Genomic DNA, 19,160 nt, shown 5'->3' with positions numbered 1-19,160 from the left:
TGGTCGGAACGGATTACATGTCGGTTCATCTCGACGGCGCTCGAACGAATCGCGAGTGGCGGCGACGGGACTACTCCCGCTACCAACTCGACTGGAGGGCTGTCGCTCTTCTGTCCAGTTCCCGGGTCGGACTCGGGAGTCTCCGTCGACAACATTGTCGCGGTTCGATGATGCCAATGTCAATGACTTTGACGTCAAAATCATTTAGAAGCGGCGCGCGGCTGGTCAGCGCCTTACCGGCAGGCACACGGACTCAGGCCTTCGGAATGAACTGGCATACCCAAAGGGGGCCGCATTCGCTTCTCGGCCCGGGCGCCGCGAATCTCGACCAACGACCTGGACCAAGATGAAGGATCTCCAGAGGTCCCGCGCTTGCCGTGAACAAGATCGATGGCGTCCGCGGAGCCGTGCCGGCCCTCGTCCGCCCCGGCGGCACGCCCTGCACTGCGAGGGGCTGCAACTCAGTGGGCGAAGAAACTCAGGGCCGAAGCTCGATGGCTCGCGCCCAGATTCGCGTTGTCTCTGCGACAACTCGCTCGAGCTCGGACGGCGCGACCGAATCGTCCAACGCAAGGTGCAGGTAGGCGTAGTTCTCGATCATCCCACCGAGAAGATCGGCGGCGAGTTCTGGATCGATGCCGCTCGGCGCCAGACCTTCTTCCTGCCGTCGTCTCAGAGCTTGCGCGGCCCGGCCCACAAAACGGAGCCGAATCTCACGCAACAATTCGCGGGCGAAATCGTCGAACGTCGCAACCTGATGGATCACTGCCCACGTCTTCGCGTTTCGGGCATATGCCTGTAGGTAGCGACGATTCGCGTCCTCGATGCGACTGAGTGTCGTCTGCTGCCCGTCATCGGCCTGGTGAGGGTAGGCGTTGCTGTACATATCCTCTGCCACAGCAAGAGCAACAGCGCGGAAAATCTCCTCTTTCGAGTCGAAATAGGTGTAGAAGCTGCCGTAGGCCACTCCCGCATTCTCAGCTATGTCGACAATACGAGCGCTGACGAACCCGTCGCGTTCGAAAATCTCTCGCGCCGAGCGAACGAGAGATGCCTCCGTTGCCAAAGCCCGCACTTTTCGCGGCTGAGAACCCGCAGCCTTTCCCTTGCCAGTCGTAGCGTCACGGTCTGCGGTTCGGACTCTCGCTATCCGTTTCCGTGGCGGCTCCCGCCTCACAGAACCTCCCACGTATGTCTGCGCCGACGGCGTACTCCCGCGGCGACGGAGCCACGTCCCGCCAACTGAGCATTCCGGACCGCCTCCACAACGAACGCTGCCCGGCCTGCGGGCGCAGGTGCCCAACTGATCGGATCAGGCATCATTCTCCTATGCCAACAGGCTGGCGAACACATTGGTGGATTCTTCGAGACTTGCGGTTCGGCCTGTGACTACATCCGCATACGCGAACGCTTCCATCAGACGTGTCAGGGCGTAGGCCAGGGTGCTCGGTTCGATGCGGAGTGCGAGATTCCCACGCTCCACTTCCTCGACAATCAATCCTTCTATGAGCTGGATCAAGGTCCGCTGAACGGGATACTTATGTGTGGTCAGTACTTCGAGTGCGGTCCGTGGATCACGCTCGATATACGTCTTCATCGCAGTCGATTCCTGGGTGATCGACAATTGTCCGCGCAGAATCGCCACTACTCGCGCGGCGCCATTTCCGATCGTTGCTTCGCGATTTTCCTGAAAGACGCGCGCAACCATCGACGCGATTACCTCTCCGGCCAAGCGGTCGTTACTTCCGAACCAACGATATGCCGTCGCGCGGCTGATCCCGTGCTCCACGGCAAGAGAATTGAGATCAAGCCGCTGGCCGCGGAGCCAACGACTCCTCGCGGCGTCCAGCAATGCCACACGGGTTATCGCTCGCTCGGACTGCACCATGCGAGCATAGTAGAGGGTCCACCAGTAACTCAGCTGGTGGACGTAGGCCGGTGGCGGCCACCGTGTGGACCGTGACAGAGGCGCTGGCCGCCAACTTTAACCAATTGGCCGTCGCGCGGCAGACTGCACAGGATCGGATCGTCTGTGCTGCGGTCGAATCTCCGCCCGGCCAAGCTCGCCGGCGGCGGAGCGACTCCTGCCTTCTACACTCCGACTTCACCTGTTCGCGATCTGCAGCCGACTCTGGGCATACCTGTGACTCTTGTCCTTTCGCTGGACATAGCCCAATTCTCGAGAACACACGGGGCACCGCATCAGGCCCGACGCCCGCACGTTTCAGCGAATCGCTGGTTCTCGACAACTTGCAGGTCACGTCGAGAATGACCGATCGACTCTGCGATCTCGCTGGCAATTGGTGTGGAGATCCGCTCGAGCACCTCGTTGCGTCAGATGCGTCCAGTCCGCGGTCATTGCGTCCTCACTGGAGGCCGGGCGAGCACGATGGGAGGTCTACCAGTCCGTCGGCGATTCTCGCGCCCACCTGTGGTGAATCCCGCAATCGAGGGCCCGGAAGCCGATGAGCGCCGGCGGTGTGGCGACCGTGCCGATCGGGGCGTCGAGTCTCCCTGAACCCAATCACCCGCGTTCGAGTGGATCCCCGCAGGGCCTGCAGCCGGAACACGGTGCTTCAGGGGTTGGTCAGAGCCCCCTGCTCCTTCAACTTTTGCCGAAGCTCATGCTTGCGCGCTTTTCCTGTACTCGTTCTCGGGATTTCGGCAAAGTAGACCACTTTGGGTGCCTTGAAGTGAGCAAGGCGACCGCGCACATAGCCGATCAGCTCTTCCGCAGTGGGATCCATTCCGGCAGTCGCTTCCACGTAGGCGACAGGGATCTCTCCCCAGCGATCGTCGGGCGCTGCGACCACGGCACACTCGGCCACCCCGGGATGGGAGGCCAGCACCTGCTCAACCTCGATCGAAGCGATGTTCTCTCCTCCCGAGATGATGACGTCCTTCGACCGATCACGGAGTTCGAGAAATCCATCGGAATGCATTACGCCGAGGTCGCCGGTTCGAAACCACCCATCGACAAATGCTCCTGCGGTGCTCTCAGGGTCGCGGTAGTACCCATATGTGACGTTGTTGCCTCGCAACCAGACTTCGCCGACAGTGATCCCGTCGGCCGGGGCGTCAGATTCATCATCGGTCACCACCCGCACGGGAGTGCCGCCGACATTTGCGACACCTTGACGCGCCTTGAGACGGGCACGCTGATCGGCCGGCAGTGCGTCCCACTCGTCAGCCCATTCTCCGATGACAGCAGGACCATAGGACTCTGTCAGGCCGTATAGGTGAGTGACATCGAACCCCGCTCGCTCGAGACGCTCCAGGAGATCCGGCCACGGCGGGGCACCACCGGTTGACACTTGTACCCGATCGTCGAGCCTTCCCGTGACGTCATCGACGAGATCCGTCAGCACTGTTGGCGCCGCGCTGAGATTGGTCACGCCCTCTGATCGGAGTGCTTCCCAGACCGTGTCCGGTCGCGGTTTGCGTATACATATGTGGGTTCCTCCGGATGCAGTCACGGCCCACGTCATGCACCAGCCATTGCAGTGGAACATCGGTAGCGTCCACAGGTAACGGGTGCGCGGTGAGAACTGGTGGTGCACATTCATTGCGAGTGCCTGTAGGTACGCACCGCGATGGTTGTACATGACGCCCTTCGGGCGACCTGTCGTGCCGCTGGTGTAGTTGATGGCGAGTAGATCCAGCTCGCTTCCTGGCAGTCTCGAGTATGGTTCTGCGGTGGCGACGAGCTGCTCGTAGTCGTCACTGGAAACTATGTCCACCGCACCGCCGGCATGTTCCACAGCGGTACCGCCGAGCTCTTTCAGTTCTTTGTCCACGAGCAGAATTCGGGCGCCAGAGTGATCGATAAGGTCGCCGAGCTCGCTTGAGGACAGCCGCGTGTTCAGCATGACGAGGACGCCCCCGCACTGCGGTACCGCATAGTGGGCTTCAAGGGCCATGACGGAGTTGGGTGCCAGCACGGCGACGCGATCACCAGGTTCGACGCCAAGTCCCTGCAGTCCACCGGCTGCGCGGTCACAACGTTCGCCGAACTCGGCGTAGGTGAACCTTCGCGGTCCGTCTACGACAGCCGTACGTGTGCCCGAGACTCGCCGCGATCGCTCAAGAAACGCCAGCGGGGTGAGTGGAGTGGTCATCGCGGGCTCCAAGCGGGAACTCGTCGTTCCAGGACCGCACGCATTCCCTCCGCGGCATCCGAATGCTCCAGTGCAGCACGGATTCCTGGCTCGGTAGGTCTGTCCACGAGATCAGCCAGGTAACGTTTGTAGAGTGCTCGGGCATGGGGGCTGGTGCGCCTGAAGGCGATGATCTTCTCAGCGACGACTTCTCCGAGTGCATCGTGGCTGACAACCTCGTGCACCAACCCGATTCGGCACGCTTCGTCAGCGCCAACGGTACGTCCGGTCAACAGCAACTCGCGAGCGATGTGCCTCGGTACGCGCCCGTCCATTAGAGCAGGAGCCCAGCGATCGGCGATCCCGACCCGCGCCTCCGCGAACGCAAACTGTGCCGTATCGGCAGCCACGACGGTGTCGGCTGCGAGGGCGATCAACAGCCCTGCGCCGATGCACGGTCCTTCGACCGCGGCGATCACCGGGATCGGACAATCGAGCAAAGTGGGCCAGGGTAGCTCATCCCACCAGGCGTAACCCGACGACGGTCCCTCCTCGGCGAGACCGGTGAAGGCTGCATGCAAATCGGCGCCAGACGAGAAGCTCCCCCCGGCTCCGGTGATCACCGCGACGTCCACCGTTGGATCGTCGCCGGCACGACGAACCGCTGCCTTGAGCTGCGTGTACAGCTCGGAGGTGAAAGCGTTTCGAGCCTCGGGACGATCGATGACGATGGTTGCTGTCCCATCGGCGTGACTGCTCGCGATGTGTCCACCCTGGCGTGCCGTGGTCACCATGGGATCACCTCGTAGTCGCTCATCGAAACATCGTGCGTCATACGCCAATAGTCGACGATCCTCCAGGGCATGACGGTAACTACCCGTCCACGTGAATTGCGGTAGTAGGTCGACATCGCCGGGTTGGTCCAAATCAGTTGGGAGTGCTCTTCGTCGACTCGTCGGACATACTCGTCGTGGACGTCCTGCTTGACGTCTAGAGCCGCCACACCCCGACAGGACAGTTGCGTGAGGCAGTCGAGAATGTATCGTGCTTGCGATTCGCTCTGGAAGACAGCACTTCCGCCATGACCAAGCCCTGTGTTGGGACCCAGCATGCAGAAGAAGTTGGGGAATCCCGGCACTGTGATGCCCAGGTAGCCAGTTGGGTTGTCGCCGTGCCAGACCTTCGAGAGCGAGCGTCCGTCACGTCCAGTGACGTTTAGGGAAGCAGCCAACTTGGTCACGTCAAAGCCGGTAGCCAGCACGATGTCGTCAACTTCGTGCCGCTCGCCGTCCACGGTGACGACTCCTCCGGCATCAACCCGCTCGATGGGTGTGTCGAGAAGATGCACGTGGTCTTCCAGAAGAGTGTCGTACCAACCGGTGTCCAAGAGAATGCGCTTGCCGTATGGCGGGTACGCGGGTGTACACGCCTCGATCAGATTGGGACGCGTGCTGAGCTTCTTTTCGATGTAGTCGGTCAGTTCCTGTCGGTGCCGGTCATTCCTGACGTTGACGGATCGCTCTGCGTGCGGCCACTCGGGGTCCTTTCGCAGGGATGGAAGCAGACCGTCACCGTAGCGCCAGAACATCGAGAATCGGAACCAGTCTTCGTAGTGGGGCACGTTCTTGAAGAGCCATTGGGTTCCCTGCGGCAGCCTATCTCGATATCCTTCGATCGGCCTGATCCACTGCGGACTGCGTTGGAAGATGTGCAAGGCTGATACTGCTTGCGAGAGCTGGGGAACAATCTGAACCGCCGACGCACCTGTGCCGATCACCGCCACTCGTCGACCAGTGAGGTCTAGATTCTGTGGCCATCGCGCTGAGTGCACGATGCTCCCTGCAAACTGGTCCAGGCCCGGGATGTTTGGCGTGCTCGGAGCGTTGAAGATTCCGATGGCACTGACCAGGACGGAGGTGGTTCGCTCCTCCCTACCCCTCGGGCCTTCGAGAATGACGTGCCAGCGGCGGTCCGTGTCGTTCCACTGCGCACTTATGAGGGTGGTGGAGAACTCAATTCTGTCGCGCAGCCCGAACTCCTGTGAACATGCCACGAGGTAGCTCTGGACTTCCTCTCCAAGGGAGAAATATCGGCTCCACTGAGGGCGTTTCGCATCCCGATAGCAGTACGCGTGGCTGGGAGTGTCGACGCCGACGCCCGGATAGCGGTTCTCCAGCCAGGTTCCACCCACCTCGTTGTTGCGGTCGACAATAGTGAAAGGCACGCCCGCACGTTTGAGTGCTGCGCCGAGGACGAGCCCGCTCACCCCGGCACCCACGACGAGAACGTCGTGGCTAACCGGGTCATCAAGGTCCAGCTGAGAATTCAGCCGATCAGGTTGGAAACCCATGTCTTCGCGGAACATGTCGGCGTACTCGGGAGGTACAGCCTGCCCGGTGCATACTGACATCATTCGCGCCATCAGTTGGTCGCCGGGGTCATCGATCGCGGTCCCGACTTCAGGATCGACGAGATGCTTCGCTATCGCGTCTCGGATCTCTTCGCGAACTTCAGTCGACAATCCGGCAGACGGGTCGGGCACCAGGCGAGCATCCCGGACAGGGCTATAGGGCTCTTGAAGCCACTTTTCGTCGCCTGTCATATGGAACAGACTCATCAGCAGCACACGATGATCAGCTGCCTCCAGACGCCTTCGAATCTGCTCTTTCGATAGCCCGTTGGGCGCCTCACGCAACTCCTCCATGTAAGACACATTAGCATTTAGTCTCATATCGTCAACAGGCCGGGAAGCGGGAGATTCTCGTTTCAGAGTCAGGTACGCAACGGCGCTGATCGTTACGGCGCACGCGGACGAGGCGCGTCCGCTCGACATTCGACCGCTTCGAGCTGACGCGACAGCACGCCTCGACATCGACACGACCGTCCGATCCAGGCACACCTCGCCATTCAACGATGTCGAGTAAAGCCGCTCCTTTGGCGATCTTTCTGCGGGGCGTTTTTATCGCCGACTACGGTTCACGCCAACCCGCCCTGTAGTGCGCGGGGCCAACTCGCCGACGTAGCTTCATGACTGTCGACGAAAGGGATTTGAGTGAACTTTGTTTTCCTACAATCGATTCGACCTTGAGGATCGAGGACGGAATGCGATGCAGTCAGCACTTTTGCACTTCCCGTAATGCACTCGGTACCGGCCGAGGAGTCGACTCATCCACCAACCGGCGCATCACACCAATCAGGAAACCTCTCCAGCCGAGGCTGGCTCGCAGTGGTAGATGCGGTAGCCGACCACCTGTTGCTTGTTCAGCGCTCTGCGGACTTCGTCAGGCGCTGTGTGACACACGCAGCGACTCGCCGGTCGGCGAGGTATGCCCAGGCAGTCGGTCAGATCCGCTCGTGCAGCTACTCATCTACTTATCGCCCCTTCTCGGACGGCGCCACTTCACTTCGGGTTCCGAGGCTCAAGTGTCCGGCCCGTTGAGACTGTGGATGGCACTGGGAACGTAGTCACCACCGACTGGCATCAAGGCAGTATTCTTGTCTCTCCGGTGCTGTACGGATAGCCCCGAACCAGACCCTACACACCGACGGGTCTGCGCATCGGTGACATCAAACCGCCGACCAAGAGTTCCGCGGCCGCAACTCCACGAACATGGGCACTCGCGACGCGGTCACGGACTGACCAGCGCGCCATAGAGTTCGCGGCAGCCATCACCATGTATCCAGCAGCGTTCAGATCCGCTGGAGCGAAGATTCCGCTCTCGATACCCTCCCCTATCAGGTTTCGAGTGAAGGCATCGTAAGTTGCGATCGTTGCACGCAACTCCCGCGCTGGCGCGCTGTCGGCGGGCTTTCTGAGTAGTGTCGAGTTGAGGTCCAGCAACTCGGTGTGCGGCTGAGCGCACGCGATCTCGACGTGCGCCGCGACCAATCGCCAGAGCCGTTCATTGGCAGGCCCCTCGGATCCAGCCGCGGTCATGCCGGCAGCGGCGATCTCCTGGGTGTGACGTAGGGCAATCCGGACGAGAAGCTCTTCTTTGTTCTCGACGTAGTGGTAAAGGCTTGCCTTGGCGAGTTCCAGTTCGTCGGCAATCTCTTCCAGGCTGGTGGCCTCGTACCCCTTCACGGCGAACTTCTCCGCTGCGATCGCAAGGATCTCATCGCGCCGCCGACCACGCCTACGGTCCGCTCTACTCTCGCTCCGATTCTCTTCTGCCTCGAGCGCCGTGTCGCTACTGCGGGCGGCCCTGGCCAATGACCCCGATTTGGTCACGACCGATCCGCCGACCGCCGTGTCGCCGATCCATCGACCCGCACGCGAGAAGAAGCAACAGCGATGGTGATCCAGCCACTACTTTCGCCAGCGGTCACTGCTGATCCTCCTGCCCTCGACGACTACTCCGTCATCTTGTCAACCGGCGGACGGTCGGTCAACTTGCAGTCGAACCCTGGGCTCGACTCGAGCGATGCATGCATATCCCCACCGCGCGAGTCGCCCAACTCGAACGTCACCGCCCTGGGTTTCTCCCACTCGCCGGCAGGGAACCCAAGAAGCCGGATGCCGACCAAAGATCAACACCCCCCGCATTCGACTCTAGACGGTTCGACGAATAGATAGAGGTGCGCCGCCGACGGAGCTGAAGCGGGTTGCCTTCGTGCGAAGGGCGGTCAGACCTGACGTACACAGGTTTGGTGCCCCGGCCAGCGGATCGTGATGATCAGCATCATACGGGCACCACGAACAACTGTTCCGAGTATGCCCACACCCTGGCTGTGAGTCCCCAGTAGGCGCCCCGACGGGTCGTCGTCGCTACGAGGGGGGCGGACGGAGCATCGGCGACATCAACCCACCGACGATCAACTGCGCGGCCGACACGCCACGGTCTGCGGCGCTCACTACCCGCTGGCTGACCGACCAACGGGCCATGGCATTGGCCGCGGCCATGATCATAGGGCTCGCTGTCTGGGGCTCCGCCGCGAACGTGCCGCGCGCGACACCCTCCTCGACGAGGGACAGGACGAAACGGTCGTAGGCGCCGATGATCTCGCGCAGCTCCACACCGGGACCGTCTTCGGCTCGTCGCCGCAGAATCCGCGAGTTGACGTCGAGCAGCTCGGTGTGCGGCTGGAGGCAGGCCGCCTCGACGTGGGCCGCGATCAGGCGCCACAGCCGCTCGTGTGCCTCACCGGTCTCTCCGGCCGCGGACATCCCCGCCCCGGCGATCTCCTGGGTATGCCGAATTGCGATCCGAAGGAGTAGCTCCTCCTTGTTGCTCACGTAGTAATAGAGACTCGCTTTCGCGAGCTCCAGCTCGTCGGCGATCTGCTCCAGTGTCGTCGCCTCGTAACCCTGACTCGTGAACTTGGCGGCAGCCACCGCGAGGATCTCATCCCGGCGACGCCCCCGACGGCGGTCCTTGCGCGTGGTCGCATCCTGGACGTCAGCCACGGCAGACCTCACGGATCGTCGCACCTGCGTGGTCAGCGTGATTCACGCTGACCACCTTGACACGACGCCGGAGCGGCCCGCCACCCGGCCGCAGACTCTCGGGGACACCGGAGCACCACGTGTGGCTAGCGGGCTGCTCATGTCAGTCGCCGCGGTAGACAGGCTGGCGCTTCTCCATGAACGCCTGGGGCCCTTCCTGAGCGTCGTTGCTCCGGAAGACCTCCGACCCCAACAGGAGCTCGGTGTACAGCGCTTCGTAGAGCGGTACGCCGGAAGCCTGGAGTACCGCCTCCTTGATGCGTCGGACCGCGAGCGGTCCGTTGCGCTGAATCCGATCCGCAAGCTCCAACGCGGTGGATAGCACGTCCTCCGTCGGGACGACGCGGTTGACCAGGCCGAGGTCTAGCGCCTCGCTGGCGGTCATGGTGTTGGCTACAAGTAGCAACTCCATCGCCTTGGCCCAGGGCAACTGCCGCGCCAGACGCACGACGCCTCCGCCCACCGGCATCAGCGCCCACCGCGCCTCGGGGACGCCGAACTTGGCGCGCTCCGCGACGACACGGATGTCGCTACCGAGCATTAACTCCATACCACCGGCTACGCACACGCCGTTCACCGCGGCGATGACCGGCTTGGTGACATCGGAGAAGAAGCGCTTGCCGGGATCTGGAAACGCGTCGCGCAGGCTGGTCGGACTGTCACCGACGGCGTCGCCGCCGAGATCGGCGCCCGCGCAGAACGCCGAGTCGCCAGCGCCCGTCAGGACCAGGACGTGCAGGTCCTTGTCAGACTGGAATTCTCGAGTCACGACATGAAGCCGATCGGCCATCGCCCGCGTGATCGCGTTCTTGACCTCCGGACGGTTCAGCGTGACAAGCAGGATGGAGCCCCTACGCTCGACGAGCAGGTGCTCGTCCGCCGGGGTCGCCTCGGCGCTCATGAACCGGCCCGCTTGAACCGGGGGACGGTCAGGTCCGGATCGACGCTGTCGAACACGACCTCTAGAGCCATACCGACCTTCAGGTCGTCGTTGTCGATGTCGACGACGTTGGCGAGGATCTGCGGGCCCTCCTCCAGCGCGATGACGCTCACGTTGTATGGAAGCTCGTCCGCGAAGGCGGGGTGGTACAGCGTCCGGATGACGGTGTAGGTGTACAGCGTTCCCCGCCCCGACGCCTCACGCCACTCGACCGGCCCGTTGCAGCGGCTGCATCCCTCGATCGGGACGAACTGGTAGCGGTCGCACGAGGCGCAGAACTGGAGCAGAAGACGGTTCTCGAGGCAGCCATCCCAGAACGGCTTGTTGATCTTGTTGATCATCGGCCGTGCCTTGGGCACAAGAGTCTCGGTCGCGGTCATTGGTTCATCCCTTCCGCAGGATCATGCAGGCGTCGCCGTACTCCATGTATCCCTGATCAGTAGTGGTTCCTCCATGCCCGGTGACGACACACGTCTCCGCACCGGCAACCTGGGTCGGCCCGGCATCGCCGCGGACCTGACGGATGGCCTCGACCACCGGCGTGAAGCCCTGCATGTAGCTCCAGGAGAGCTCGCCGCCAGCGGTGTTGGTCGGGATCACCCCGTCCAGCCACAGGTTGCCGTCGGCGACGAACGGGCCGGACTCGCCGCGCCCGCAGAAGCCGAGGCCTTCGAGGGCCATCAGCACCGTGATGGTGAAGCAGTCGTAGATCTCCGCGACGTCGATATCGCTCGGCGACATCTTGGCGCGGGCGAACGCAGACTTGGCCGCGTGCGTGATGCCGGAGGTCAGGTAGGCATCCTGCTCGTAGCTGTCCTGCAGCGAGTGGCCGAAGCCGAGGCCCTCGATCAGCACGGTGGGACCGGGGCAGTCCTTGGCGCGCTCCTCCGTCGTGACGATGAAGGCGCATCCGCCGTCGGCCACGAGGCAGTAGTCGAACTTGCCGAGCGGGTCGGCGATCGGACGGGCGCCCAGGTAGTCGTCCATCGTCATCGTGCGACCGTGCATGTAGGCGTCGGGACGCATGTTGGCGTAGGCGCGAGCATTGAGGGAGACGGCGCCGAGCTGCTCCTTCGTCGTCCCGAACTCGGCCATGTGCCGCCGCGCGGCGAGCGCGTGGTCCGCACCGGGCGAGTACATGCCGTAGACGCCGGGGGTGTCGCCGCGGTGCGCAGCGAACATCCCGGCATCGCCCACCAGGGTGTTCGCGCTGAGCGCAGTGTCGCCGTAGCCGACCGCGACGTAGTCGCACTCGCCACGTTCGACGAGGCCGACCGCAGTGGTCAGGGCCTGGATCGCGCTGACTCCACCACTCTGGGTCTGCCAGACCAGGCGGGGCCGCGTGCCCAGCAGCTTCGGCACGTAGCCGCCCAGGCCGAAGACGTCCATCTCCACGATGCCCGGCTGGTAGATGTAGCCCTCGATGTCGGTCATCTTCAGGCCGGCGTCCTCGACCGCAAGCTGGAGGCCCTCCAGCCTCAGCTCCAACGAGGTCACTCCGGGCACGCGGCCCTGCTGGGTGACCCCCAGTCCCACGATTGCAGCGGTCATTCGTATCTCCTTTGATGAGGTGACTCGGCGGGGCCCGGCGAGCGGGCCGGCCGCGCGGGTTGGGGGTGCGGTGGGTGGATCAGGGCAGCAGTCGGGACGTCAGCTCGGCGTCCCGCTGGGCCGCCGACCCGAACGCGTGGGTGCACGCGAGGGCGTGGCGGTAGAAGAGGTGGGCGTCGTGCTCCCAGGTGAAGCCGATGCCTCCGTGCAGCTGGATCACACGCCGAGCCGCCGACGCGTAAGAGCTGTCGAGGTGCCGACGGGCCACCATGCCGGCGGTTCCCATGAGTTGGCCACGGCCGGTCTGGGTGGCCCACCGGACGAGCGCGTCACCGAGCTCGGCGTCCGCGGTCATCTCGGCGATTGGGTGCTTGACACCCTGGAAGGTCCCGATGGGCATGCCGAACGCGAAGCGCTCCCGTGCGTAGGAAGCGACGAGGTCGATACACGCGGCCAGGCCGCCCGCCTGCTCCGCGGCGACCGCCACGTCGATCTCGGGCTGCGCTTCCCGGAGGGCGGGCTCGATGTCACCCAGACGCGTCGCGGCGACGCCGTCCAGGGTCACGACCGCCACCGGGTGGGTGGCTGACAGTGGCTCCTGGATCTCAATCGCCACGCCCTCGGCCGTCGCGTCGACCTCGTAAAGGCCCTCGCCCAGCTCGTCGGACACGCGTATCAGCAGGGTGTCGGCGGTCGTGGCGTGCAACACGGAGCCGTCGGTACCGGAGACGCCGCCCTCCGACGCGTCGAAGTTCGGCGCGTCGAGACCCGCTACCGCCACGACGACGTCGCCCGCGGCGATGCCGGTCAACAGCCGTGTGGCGACATCACCGGGGTAGTGACGCAAGAGCAGCGGTGCCACGACACCCGTGCTCAGCATCGGGCCGGTCACGAGTCCACGGCCGAACTCTGTCATCACGACGGCGACGTCCGCGATCGTCGCAGAGCTACCGCCGAATTCCTCGTCGATCAGGAGACCGGCGATGCCCAGTTCGGTGGCAATCCGCGACCACAACTTGCGGTCGGTGTTGCGGTAGTCGGTCAGCGCGACTCTCGCCTGATCACGCGGGGCGTGCTTCTCGGCGAAGTCTCGGCACACCTCTTGAAGGGTCCGTTGCTCATCGGACAGGACCATGTTCATGGTGCGGCCTTCGGGCTGGAGGGGAGTTCGTTGAAAGGAGTGCGGCGATCCGGGCTGGGATCCTTGGGGAGTCGGTGACGACGCTCGGCGATGATGTTCTTCTGCACCTGGCTGGTGCCTCCGCCAATGGCGTGACCGATCGAGTCCAGGTGGACCCGGAACAGGTCGGTGACGCCCGGGGTCGTGGGCGTCAGGACCTCCGGGCCCATCAGTTCGATGGCCAACTCGCCCGCCCGCTCGTTGAGCTGGTTCGCTGCGATCTTCGCGATCGAGTCGACCGGCCCACTGTCGATGCCCGCTTCCAGCTCCGCGTCGAGGCGCAGTAGGACGGCGGTCAGGGCCTTCTCGCGCACGAACAGGTCGACGATCTCCGCCACGACACGCGGATCGTCGCCGCGTCCTCGACGCCGCGCCTCCTGCGCCAGGTTGGCGGGTGACAGCAATCGGTTCTGCGGCAGTCCCAGCTCGGCGATGGCCATGCGCTCGTGGCGCAGCATCGCCACAACCGCGGCCCAGCCGCCGTTGACCTCACCCAGCACCGCGTCTTCTTCGACGACCGCGTCGTCGAAGAAGACCTCGTTGAAGGGGGTCTCGCCACTGGCCACACGTAGCGGCCGCACTTCGATACCCGGCTGGCGCATGTCGATGATGAATTTCGTCAGACCGCGGTGCTTGGGGACGCTCGGGTCCGTGCGCGTGATGATGACGCCCACGTCGGCGTGCTGCGCGCCCGACGTCCAGACCTTCTGTCCATTGATCCGCCAGGACCCGTCAGGCATCTGGCGGGCCGACGTGCGGATGCCCGCCACGTCGGATCCGGCCGCCGGCTCGGAGTACAGCTGGCACCACAGCTCGTCGCCGCGCAGCAGCGGACGGATGTAGCGCAGCTTCTGGGCCTCGGTGCCGATGTCCAGAATCGTCGGACCCGCCATACCCACGGCAACGGTGAAGGTCCCCTCCCCCAGGTTGTAGGGGGCCGACTCCTCGAGGACGATGCGTCGCTCGGCCTCGCCGAGGCCGTGGCCACCGTACGCCTTCGGCCAGTTTGTGCCGACCAGTCCGGCCTCATAGCACGCCAACTGCCAGGCCTTGGCCGGCTCGAGGTCTGCACCTGCAGGTAGGGCGTGGGGGTCCGGCGGCGCGTGGGGTCCGTGCTCACGCAACCACTCACGAATGTGGATCCTGAAGTCGCTCGTCATCGGACGCTCACTTCCTGCGAAACCTGGTGTGGGCTCCGTCGCGCCCACTCGGCAAGCCCACGTGAACTGTCGGTGATCACGGACAACCCCTCCTCGTCTCCTTGGGCGATGAATCTCAGTTTCTCGCCCCACGGTCGAAAAGTCAATCGACAGTCTAATATTCGCTTTGCGGTCGTCTGATCACGGTGAACGTGCGCCGCGACCTTCTGCGACCGAGACCACTCGGCCCGTCATCCGCCGCCGATCCGCTCGGCCTCGCGAGCGCGGATCACACCCCGCGGCTCGCAGCCATCACGATCCAGCGCCGCCGACCGCTGAAAACGCACCGATGTGTGGCCGGTCCGTCGACCGATGGACGCGGGATGACGATGGGCCTCCAGATCGAAACAAGCCACAAACCTCGCGCGAGGAGAGCAAGCTCTCCGCCCACAAACACGCGCGGACGAAGGACAGGCAGGTGGTGCTATCCTGCGTCGGATTGAAGTGACACACATCACCAAAGTGAGGAAATTCATGACGTGCACTAACGCCCCCACTGACACATTCGTCGAGGTCAACGGCCTGAAATTGCATTACACCGACTGGAATTCTTCGACAGAAAATACGACGCTGCTCATCCATGGACTCGGCAAGGAACTTCACGTTTGGGACTCGGTCGCTGCAGAGCTGGCTAGAACCCGGCGTGTAATCTGTGTCGATTTGCGAGGCCATGGCTTGAGCGACTGGAGCAAAGAGGGCTATGCCCTGGAGAGTTTCGTTGACGACCTCAGCGCCTTGCTTGCGCATTTGAATATCGCCGAGATTCAAATCGTGGGCCATTCGGTAGGCGCTCGGGTCGCGATTATGCTGGCTGCTATGTGGTCAGGTCAGGTCGGACATGTCCTGCTCTCCGACGCTGGTCCCGAACTGTCTCAAGAAACAGCACAGCTACTGTGCAAGGCCAGCATGCAGGGTATGCCGAGTTACGATTCCGAACATGGCGTGTTGGCCGCTCTCCGCGAAGCGCACCCTGACTGGCGCGATGAATTTCATCAGATTTCTCTCCGCCACGAGTATCGCCGGAACTGGATCGGGAAGTTCATCTATAGGGCTGATCCAGAGATCCTGTGGATGGTGCAGACCGAGTGGGTCGAGGGAAATCCACGCCTGTGGGAAAGCTGGGAGCAGATTCAGGCACCAATCACCGTACTGTGGGCGTCCGAAAGCGCATTCCTTGACGAGGAGATCGTCGCGCGGATGCGCGTGACCCAGCCGACGTTCGAGCTGCGACGGCCGACAGGGAGTCATTTCTACCTTCGACAAGCTCCCGAGGAATTCCTGCGATACGCCCAGGAAGCCCTTGCCGGCTGAGAAGTCCACGTAATTTCCCGCGACCGAAAGAATGGCGACCCGAGGCGTCCGCCACTGATATCGGCGCCGGTATTCTCGCCGCAGCGCCTCAACCTTTCCAGGTGCAAGATTGCAAAAGTTGCCGGATGACCAGAGCGAGAACTCTTCCAGAATCGCATTGTGCAGAACTGATTCCTTAGACGCCTGGCGATGTCGCGGCTCTGCTTTGGATTGCTCACCTGCTGTAGACATCTGCTCCGGCGGAGGTCGGCACTTGCCGACGGCATCCTGGCCTGACCTGCACGGCACCGAGTGGCCCAAAATCCTCAGCCACTCAGGTGGGCGTGCGATGTACGTATGTGTTGTTCAACCGACCCCGAGGTGAGCCATCGGAGTCAATTGCCGGCAATCCGGTGTCGCTGAATTCGACACAGTAAGGAATAATCAAATGTCACCGCAGATCATGACTGTCTTGGGTCCGGTTGACTCATCACTTATCGGGCATACGCAACCCCATGAGCATCTCCTATGTGATCTCTCATCGGCATCCCTCGGTGTTCAACCGCCGCGCGAAGAACTGTCGGCCACCGCTCGTTCGAGAATGCAGACGCCGATCACCCTCGAGAACAGATACGAAATTCGCAAGACGATCCTGCACAATGAAAACCTGCAGCTGACCGACGAAATTACCATCGCCGACGAGCTGACTGATTATCGCTCCGCGGGCGGAAGCGCAATTGTGGATGCCACCCCGATCGGGTTAGGACGCGACCCAGAGGGATTGGCGCGACTTTCGCGGCGCTCCGGCGTACACATAGTCATGGGTGCGGGGTACTACAGCAAGGGATTTCATACGCCTTTTGTCGCCGCCGCCGCCGAGGATGAAATAACTCGTAGAATCGTCGAAGACATTGTGATTGGCGCCGACGGTACGCCGGTCAAGTCCGGAGTTATCGGCGAGATCGGCTTGGGGTGGCCAACCGATCCTGACGAACTGAAGGTGCTGCGGGCGGCCAGCCGAGCGCAAATGCAAACCGGAACTCCGCTCCTCATTCATCCAGGAGGATCTGCAAATGCGCCCGCGACGGCCGTGACGGAGTCGATGACCGTAGGGGTGCGCCCCGACCGAATTGTGATGGCTCACCTAGATGCACGATTTTTCGAGGAACGATCTTTCCTCGACTTTGCCGAGCTGGGGACATATCTGGAACTGGACCTTTTCGGCAGAGAATCTTCGCATTCCTCCATGGCTGCGGATCCACGCTGGCCAAATGATGCTCGCCGTCTCTACTATGTGCGAAAATTGATCGAGGCGGGACACATCGAACGCATTCTCATCTCGCAGGATACTGCCCAGAAGAGTGACCTTCGCCGTTTTGGTGGGCCCGGGTATGGGCACATTATCAAGAATGTGGTTCCCCTGATGGTCCGCCTGGGTTTCTCCTATGAAGAGATCGAGTGCATAACGATCGAAAACCCAAGGCGAGCACTGTCTATTCCATAAAACACATGATTACTGATATTTCGGTAATAGGGCGTGTCAATACACGTGATTCGCGCCGCGCTGCTTGATCATTGACGAGTGGCAGGAAAGAAGACCAACTCCGGCGAGAAGTCCGACACCCGGAAAGTCAAGCAGCCCGGTACTCGTCGAGATTTCGACGCATTGCGTGACCGACGCATGCGAGCCGCGGAGATGTTCGCCGCGGGCCGGCGGCAGATCGATGTCGCGGTCGAGTTGGAGATATCTCAGCAGACCGCGTCCCGTTGGCACAGGAAGTGGACAGCCGGAGGTCGCGAGGCACTCGAAGGCGCAGGTCGGGCGGGACGCCGGCCGCGTCTCGACGACGCCCAGATCGAGGTGATCCGAGAGGAATTACTCAAGGGACCCCAAGCGAATGGCTTCGCCACCGGGGTGTGGACACTGGGCCGGGTCGCGATCGTGATCGAGCGGCTCACCGGCGTGACCTACGGGCCCACCTGACTGCACAGGTTTAGTGCCCCGGTCAGCGGGTCGGTAGGTTCAGCGTGGTGAGGATGCGGACTGCGTCTGGGGTGAGTGGGTCGGCGGCGATGTGAGGGTGGCCAGCGATGGTCATGGTGATTTCTTGCAGCGGACGCAGGGTCCGGACCAGGGAGCGGATCGAGGTCCCGGTCTCGGTCTGCAGGTAGCGGGCAACGGCAAGTGCGGTGAACACGACGGTGAGGTGGGCTTCGATGGCGTCGCGGGTGTGATGGAACATCGGCCGCGCCCTCAGGTCGGTTTTCGACATGCGGAACGACTGCTCGACCTGCCAGAGATCGTGGTACTTCGCGATGACCTCGCCTGGTCCCATGATCGACGCGGGAAGATTGGTGACGTAGCCCTTCAGCCCGATCAGTGACCGGGCCCGATCGATGCTTGCGGTGTCGAGGCTCCGACCGTTTGCGGTGGACACGGACGAACCGTGTCGACTTCGGTGCCTTGCCGCCGTCGACGACGTCTCGGGCCCGAGTTTCTTGCGCGTTGAGTGTTTGGTTGTCGCGGACGGCGCGGCGTTTCGAGTACTGCCAGACCGCCCGCCATGACTTCGGGTGTCCGGCCGCGTCCCAGATGGGTTCGGTGCGGTGGCGCACATCGTTGACGGCGCTCTTCGCGTGCCTCGGGGTGAGGAGTGTCGATGATCTGCCCGTCGGCGAAAGAGTCTCCGTTCCAATGGAAATGGTTCGCCAGATCGGCTGGGGCTTTCGTGACGCGGGACCCTACGATGAACTTGAGCCCGGCCTCGTCGAGGGCAGTGAGGTTGCCAGCGGAGAGCATCCCGGCGTCGGCGGCGATCACCATCTCGATACCGGCAATGTCATGGCGGTCTTGGAACTGCCGGATCATGGGCACAATGGTGTGGGTTTCGGCCTTGTTTCCCTCGAAACAGCCGATCTCCAGCGGAAACCCGGTCCGGTCGACGAGCAGGCCGACCACGATCTGCGGGTCGACCCGCCGCTCCTTCGAGTAGCCGACTTTGCGGAGTTCGTCTTCCTTCTCCGCCTCGAAGTACAAGGTGGTGACGTCGTAGAGCACCAGCGACAGCCCGCCGGTCGCCGCCGCGTGTTCGAAGCATTTCGTCGCGACCCGATTCCGGTAATCACTTGTGGTGCAACGCGTAAGTGCATTGGCGTAGGTGTTGCGGTGCGCCGGTGTCAAGCCGATCTCGCTGACGACGCGGGCGGTGTCGCTCATCGAGGTCGGCTCCACGAGTCGGCCGAGGACCAGTTGGAAGAACGCCTCGTCGTCGACAACGTCGAACCCCAGTCGGGACCACGCTATGGCGATCGTCTCGATCAGCCAGCGGGACCGCTTCGCGGTGATCACCGACGGGCCGCCACCGGGGCCGGCGAGCGCATCCAGCCCCAGGTCGAGTTCCTCCTGACCCTCGTCGAGTTTGTCGCGGGCGACCTGCATCAACGCGGTCAACTCGCT

The 19,160-nt window shown here is 62.9% G+C and carries 17 protein-coding genes and 1 pseudogene; 4 read left to right on the top strand and 14 right to left on the bottom strand.

Annotation, left to right across the window (positions count from 1 at the left end; genetic code table 11):
• Positions 1-478: 478 nt before the first annotated feature.
• The 12 genes from ACFTZB_RS11800 to ACFTZB_RS11745 all read right to left on the bottom strand — a co-directional run bounded on the left by ACFTZB_RS11800 (position 479) and on the right by ACFTZB_RS11745 (position 14,374).
• A complete protein-coding gene (locus tag ACFTZB_RS11800) occupies positions 479-1,075 on the bottom strand; it encodes a TetR/AcrR family transcriptional regulator (protein ID WP_378431775.1) in 597 nt (198 codons plus the stop codon).
• Positions 1,076-1,327: 252 nt separating this feature from the next.
• Positions 1,328-1,888 (bottom strand): QsdR family transcriptional regulator, encoded by a 561-nt coding sequence (locus ACFTZB_RS11795; protein WP_378431774.1) that lies wholly within the window; start codon positions 1,886-1,888, stop codon positions 1,328-1,330.
• 688 nt (positions 1,889-2,576) lie between these two features.
• The gene (locus tag ACFTZB_RS11790) at positions 2,577-4,118 is read right to left on the bottom strand and encodes an AMP-binding protein (protein WP_378431773.1); all 1,542 of its coding nucleotides are present in this window, start codon (positions 4,116-4,118) and stop codon (positions 2,577-2,579) included.
• Positions 4,115-4,891 carry an enoyl-CoA hydratase/isomerase family protein gene (locus ACFTZB_RS11785; RefSeq protein WP_378431772.1) on the bottom strand — a complete coding sequence of 259 codons (777 nt, stop codon included), beginning with the start codon at positions 4,889-4,891 and terminating at the stop codon, positions 4,115-4,117. Before ACFTZB_RS11785 ends, ACFTZB_RS11790 begins: the two co-directional genes overlap by 4 nt.
• Complete coding sequence (locus tag ACFTZB_RS11780) at positions 4,885-6,801, bottom strand: flavin-containing monooxygenase (protein ID WP_378431770.1); 1,917 nt, start codon at positions 6,799-6,801, stop codon at positions 4,885-4,887. Before ACFTZB_RS11780 ends, ACFTZB_RS11785 begins: the two co-directional genes overlap by 7 nt.
• An 831-nt stretch (positions 6,802-7,632) precedes the next feature.
• Entirely contained in the window at positions 7,633-8,328 is a 696-nt protein-coding gene (locus ACFTZB_RS11775; protein WP_378431768.1) for a TetR/AcrR family transcriptional regulator, read from the bottom strand.
• A 537-nt stretch (positions 8,329-8,865) separates the two neighbouring features.
• Positions 8,866-9,504: a TetR/AcrR family transcriptional regulator gene (locus ACFTZB_RS11770; RefSeq protein ID WP_276144381.1), complete on the bottom strand. Its 639-nt coding sequence runs from the start codon at positions 9,502-9,504 to the stop codon at positions 8,866-8,868.
• Between the two features lie 142 nt (positions 9,505-9,646).
• Positions 9,647-10,444: an enoyl-CoA hydratase-related protein gene (locus ACFTZB_RS11765; RefSeq protein ID WP_276144382.1), complete on the bottom strand. Its 798-nt coding sequence runs from the start codon at positions 10,442-10,444 to the stop codon at positions 9,647-9,649.
• Positions 10,441-10,863 (bottom strand): Zn-ribbon domain-containing OB-fold protein, encoded by a 423-nt coding sequence (locus ACFTZB_RS11760; protein WP_276144383.1) that lies wholly within the window; start codon positions 10,861-10,863, stop codon positions 10,441-10,443. Before ACFTZB_RS11760 ends, ACFTZB_RS11765 begins: the two co-directional genes overlap by 4 nt.
• Positions 10,864-10,867: 4 nt before the next feature.
• Entirely contained in the window at positions 10,868-12,034 is a 1,167-nt protein-coding gene (locus ACFTZB_RS11755) for a thiolase family protein (protein ID WP_276144384.1), read from the bottom strand.
• A gap of 79 nt (positions 12,035-12,113) precedes the next feature.
• Complete coding sequence (locus ACFTZB_RS11750; protein WP_378431765.1) at positions 12,114-13,175, bottom strand: acyl-CoA dehydrogenase family protein; 1,062 nt, start codon at positions 13,173-13,175, stop codon at positions 12,114-12,116.
• Positions 13,172-14,374 (bottom strand): acyl-CoA dehydrogenase family protein, encoded by a 1,203-nt coding sequence (locus ACFTZB_RS11745; RefSeq protein WP_378431764.1) that lies wholly within the window; start codon positions 14,372-14,374, stop codon positions 13,172-13,174. Before ACFTZB_RS11745 ends, ACFTZB_RS11750 begins: the two co-directional genes overlap by 4 nt.
• A gap of 483 nt (positions 14,375-14,857) precedes the next feature.
• On the opposite strand from ACFTZB_RS11745, the gene ACFTZB_RS11740 reads away from it, so the two are divergent.
• From ACFTZB_RS11740 to ACFTZB_RS11730, 3 genes are all read left to right on the top strand, one after another.
• Complete coding sequence (locus ACFTZB_RS11740) at positions 14,858-15,724, top strand: alpha/beta fold hydrolase (RefSeq protein WP_378431763.1); 867 nt, start codon at positions 14,858-14,860, stop codon at positions 15,722-15,724.
• 427 nt (positions 15,725-16,151) lie between these two features.
• Complete coding sequence (locus ACFTZB_RS11735) at positions 16,152-17,207, top strand: phosphotriesterase (protein ID WP_378431762.1); 1,056 nt, start codon at positions 16,152-16,154, stop codon at positions 17,205-17,207.
• A gap of 78 nt (positions 17,208-17,285) precedes the next feature.
• Complete coding sequence (locus ACFTZB_RS11730) at positions 17,286-17,687, top strand: helix-turn-helix domain-containing protein (RefSeq protein ID WP_378431760.1); 402 nt, start codon at positions 17,286-17,288, stop codon at positions 17,685-17,687.
• A 22-nt stretch (positions 17,688-17,709) separates the two neighbouring features.
• Here ACFTZB_RS11730 and ACFTZB_RS11725 read toward each other — a convergent pair whose 3' ends face one another.
• Both ACFTZB_RS11725 and ACFTZB_RS11720 read right to left on the bottom strand, forming a co-directional pair.
• Complete coding sequence (locus tag ACFTZB_RS11725; RefSeq protein WP_378431758.1) at positions 17,710-18,321, bottom strand: transposase; 612 nt, start codon at positions 18,319-18,321, stop codon at positions 17,710-17,712.
• A gap of 92 nt (positions 18,322-18,413) precedes the next feature.
• Positions 18,414-18,920, bottom strand: a pseudogene (locus tag ACFTZB_RS11720) (IS1634 family transposase); the annotation flags it as partial.
• 33 nt (positions 18,921-18,953) lie between these two features.
• Here ACFTZB_RS11720 and ACFTZB_RS11715 point away from each other — a divergent pair.
• Positions 18,954-19,160: hypothetical protein (locus tag ACFTZB_RS11715; protein ID WP_378431756.1), on the top strand; the 207-nt coding region annotated here is incomplete at its 3' end.

The sequence above is a fragment of the Rhodococcus sp. NPDC057014 genome (genome assembly GCF_042673295.1).
In the GTDB taxonomy this organism is placed as follows: Bacteria; Actinomycetota; Actinomycetes; order Mycobacteriales; family Mycobacteriaceae; genus Rhodococcus_F.
Note: the sequence above shows the minus strand (reverse complement) of the source record. Positions and strands in the feature narration are given on the sequence as shown.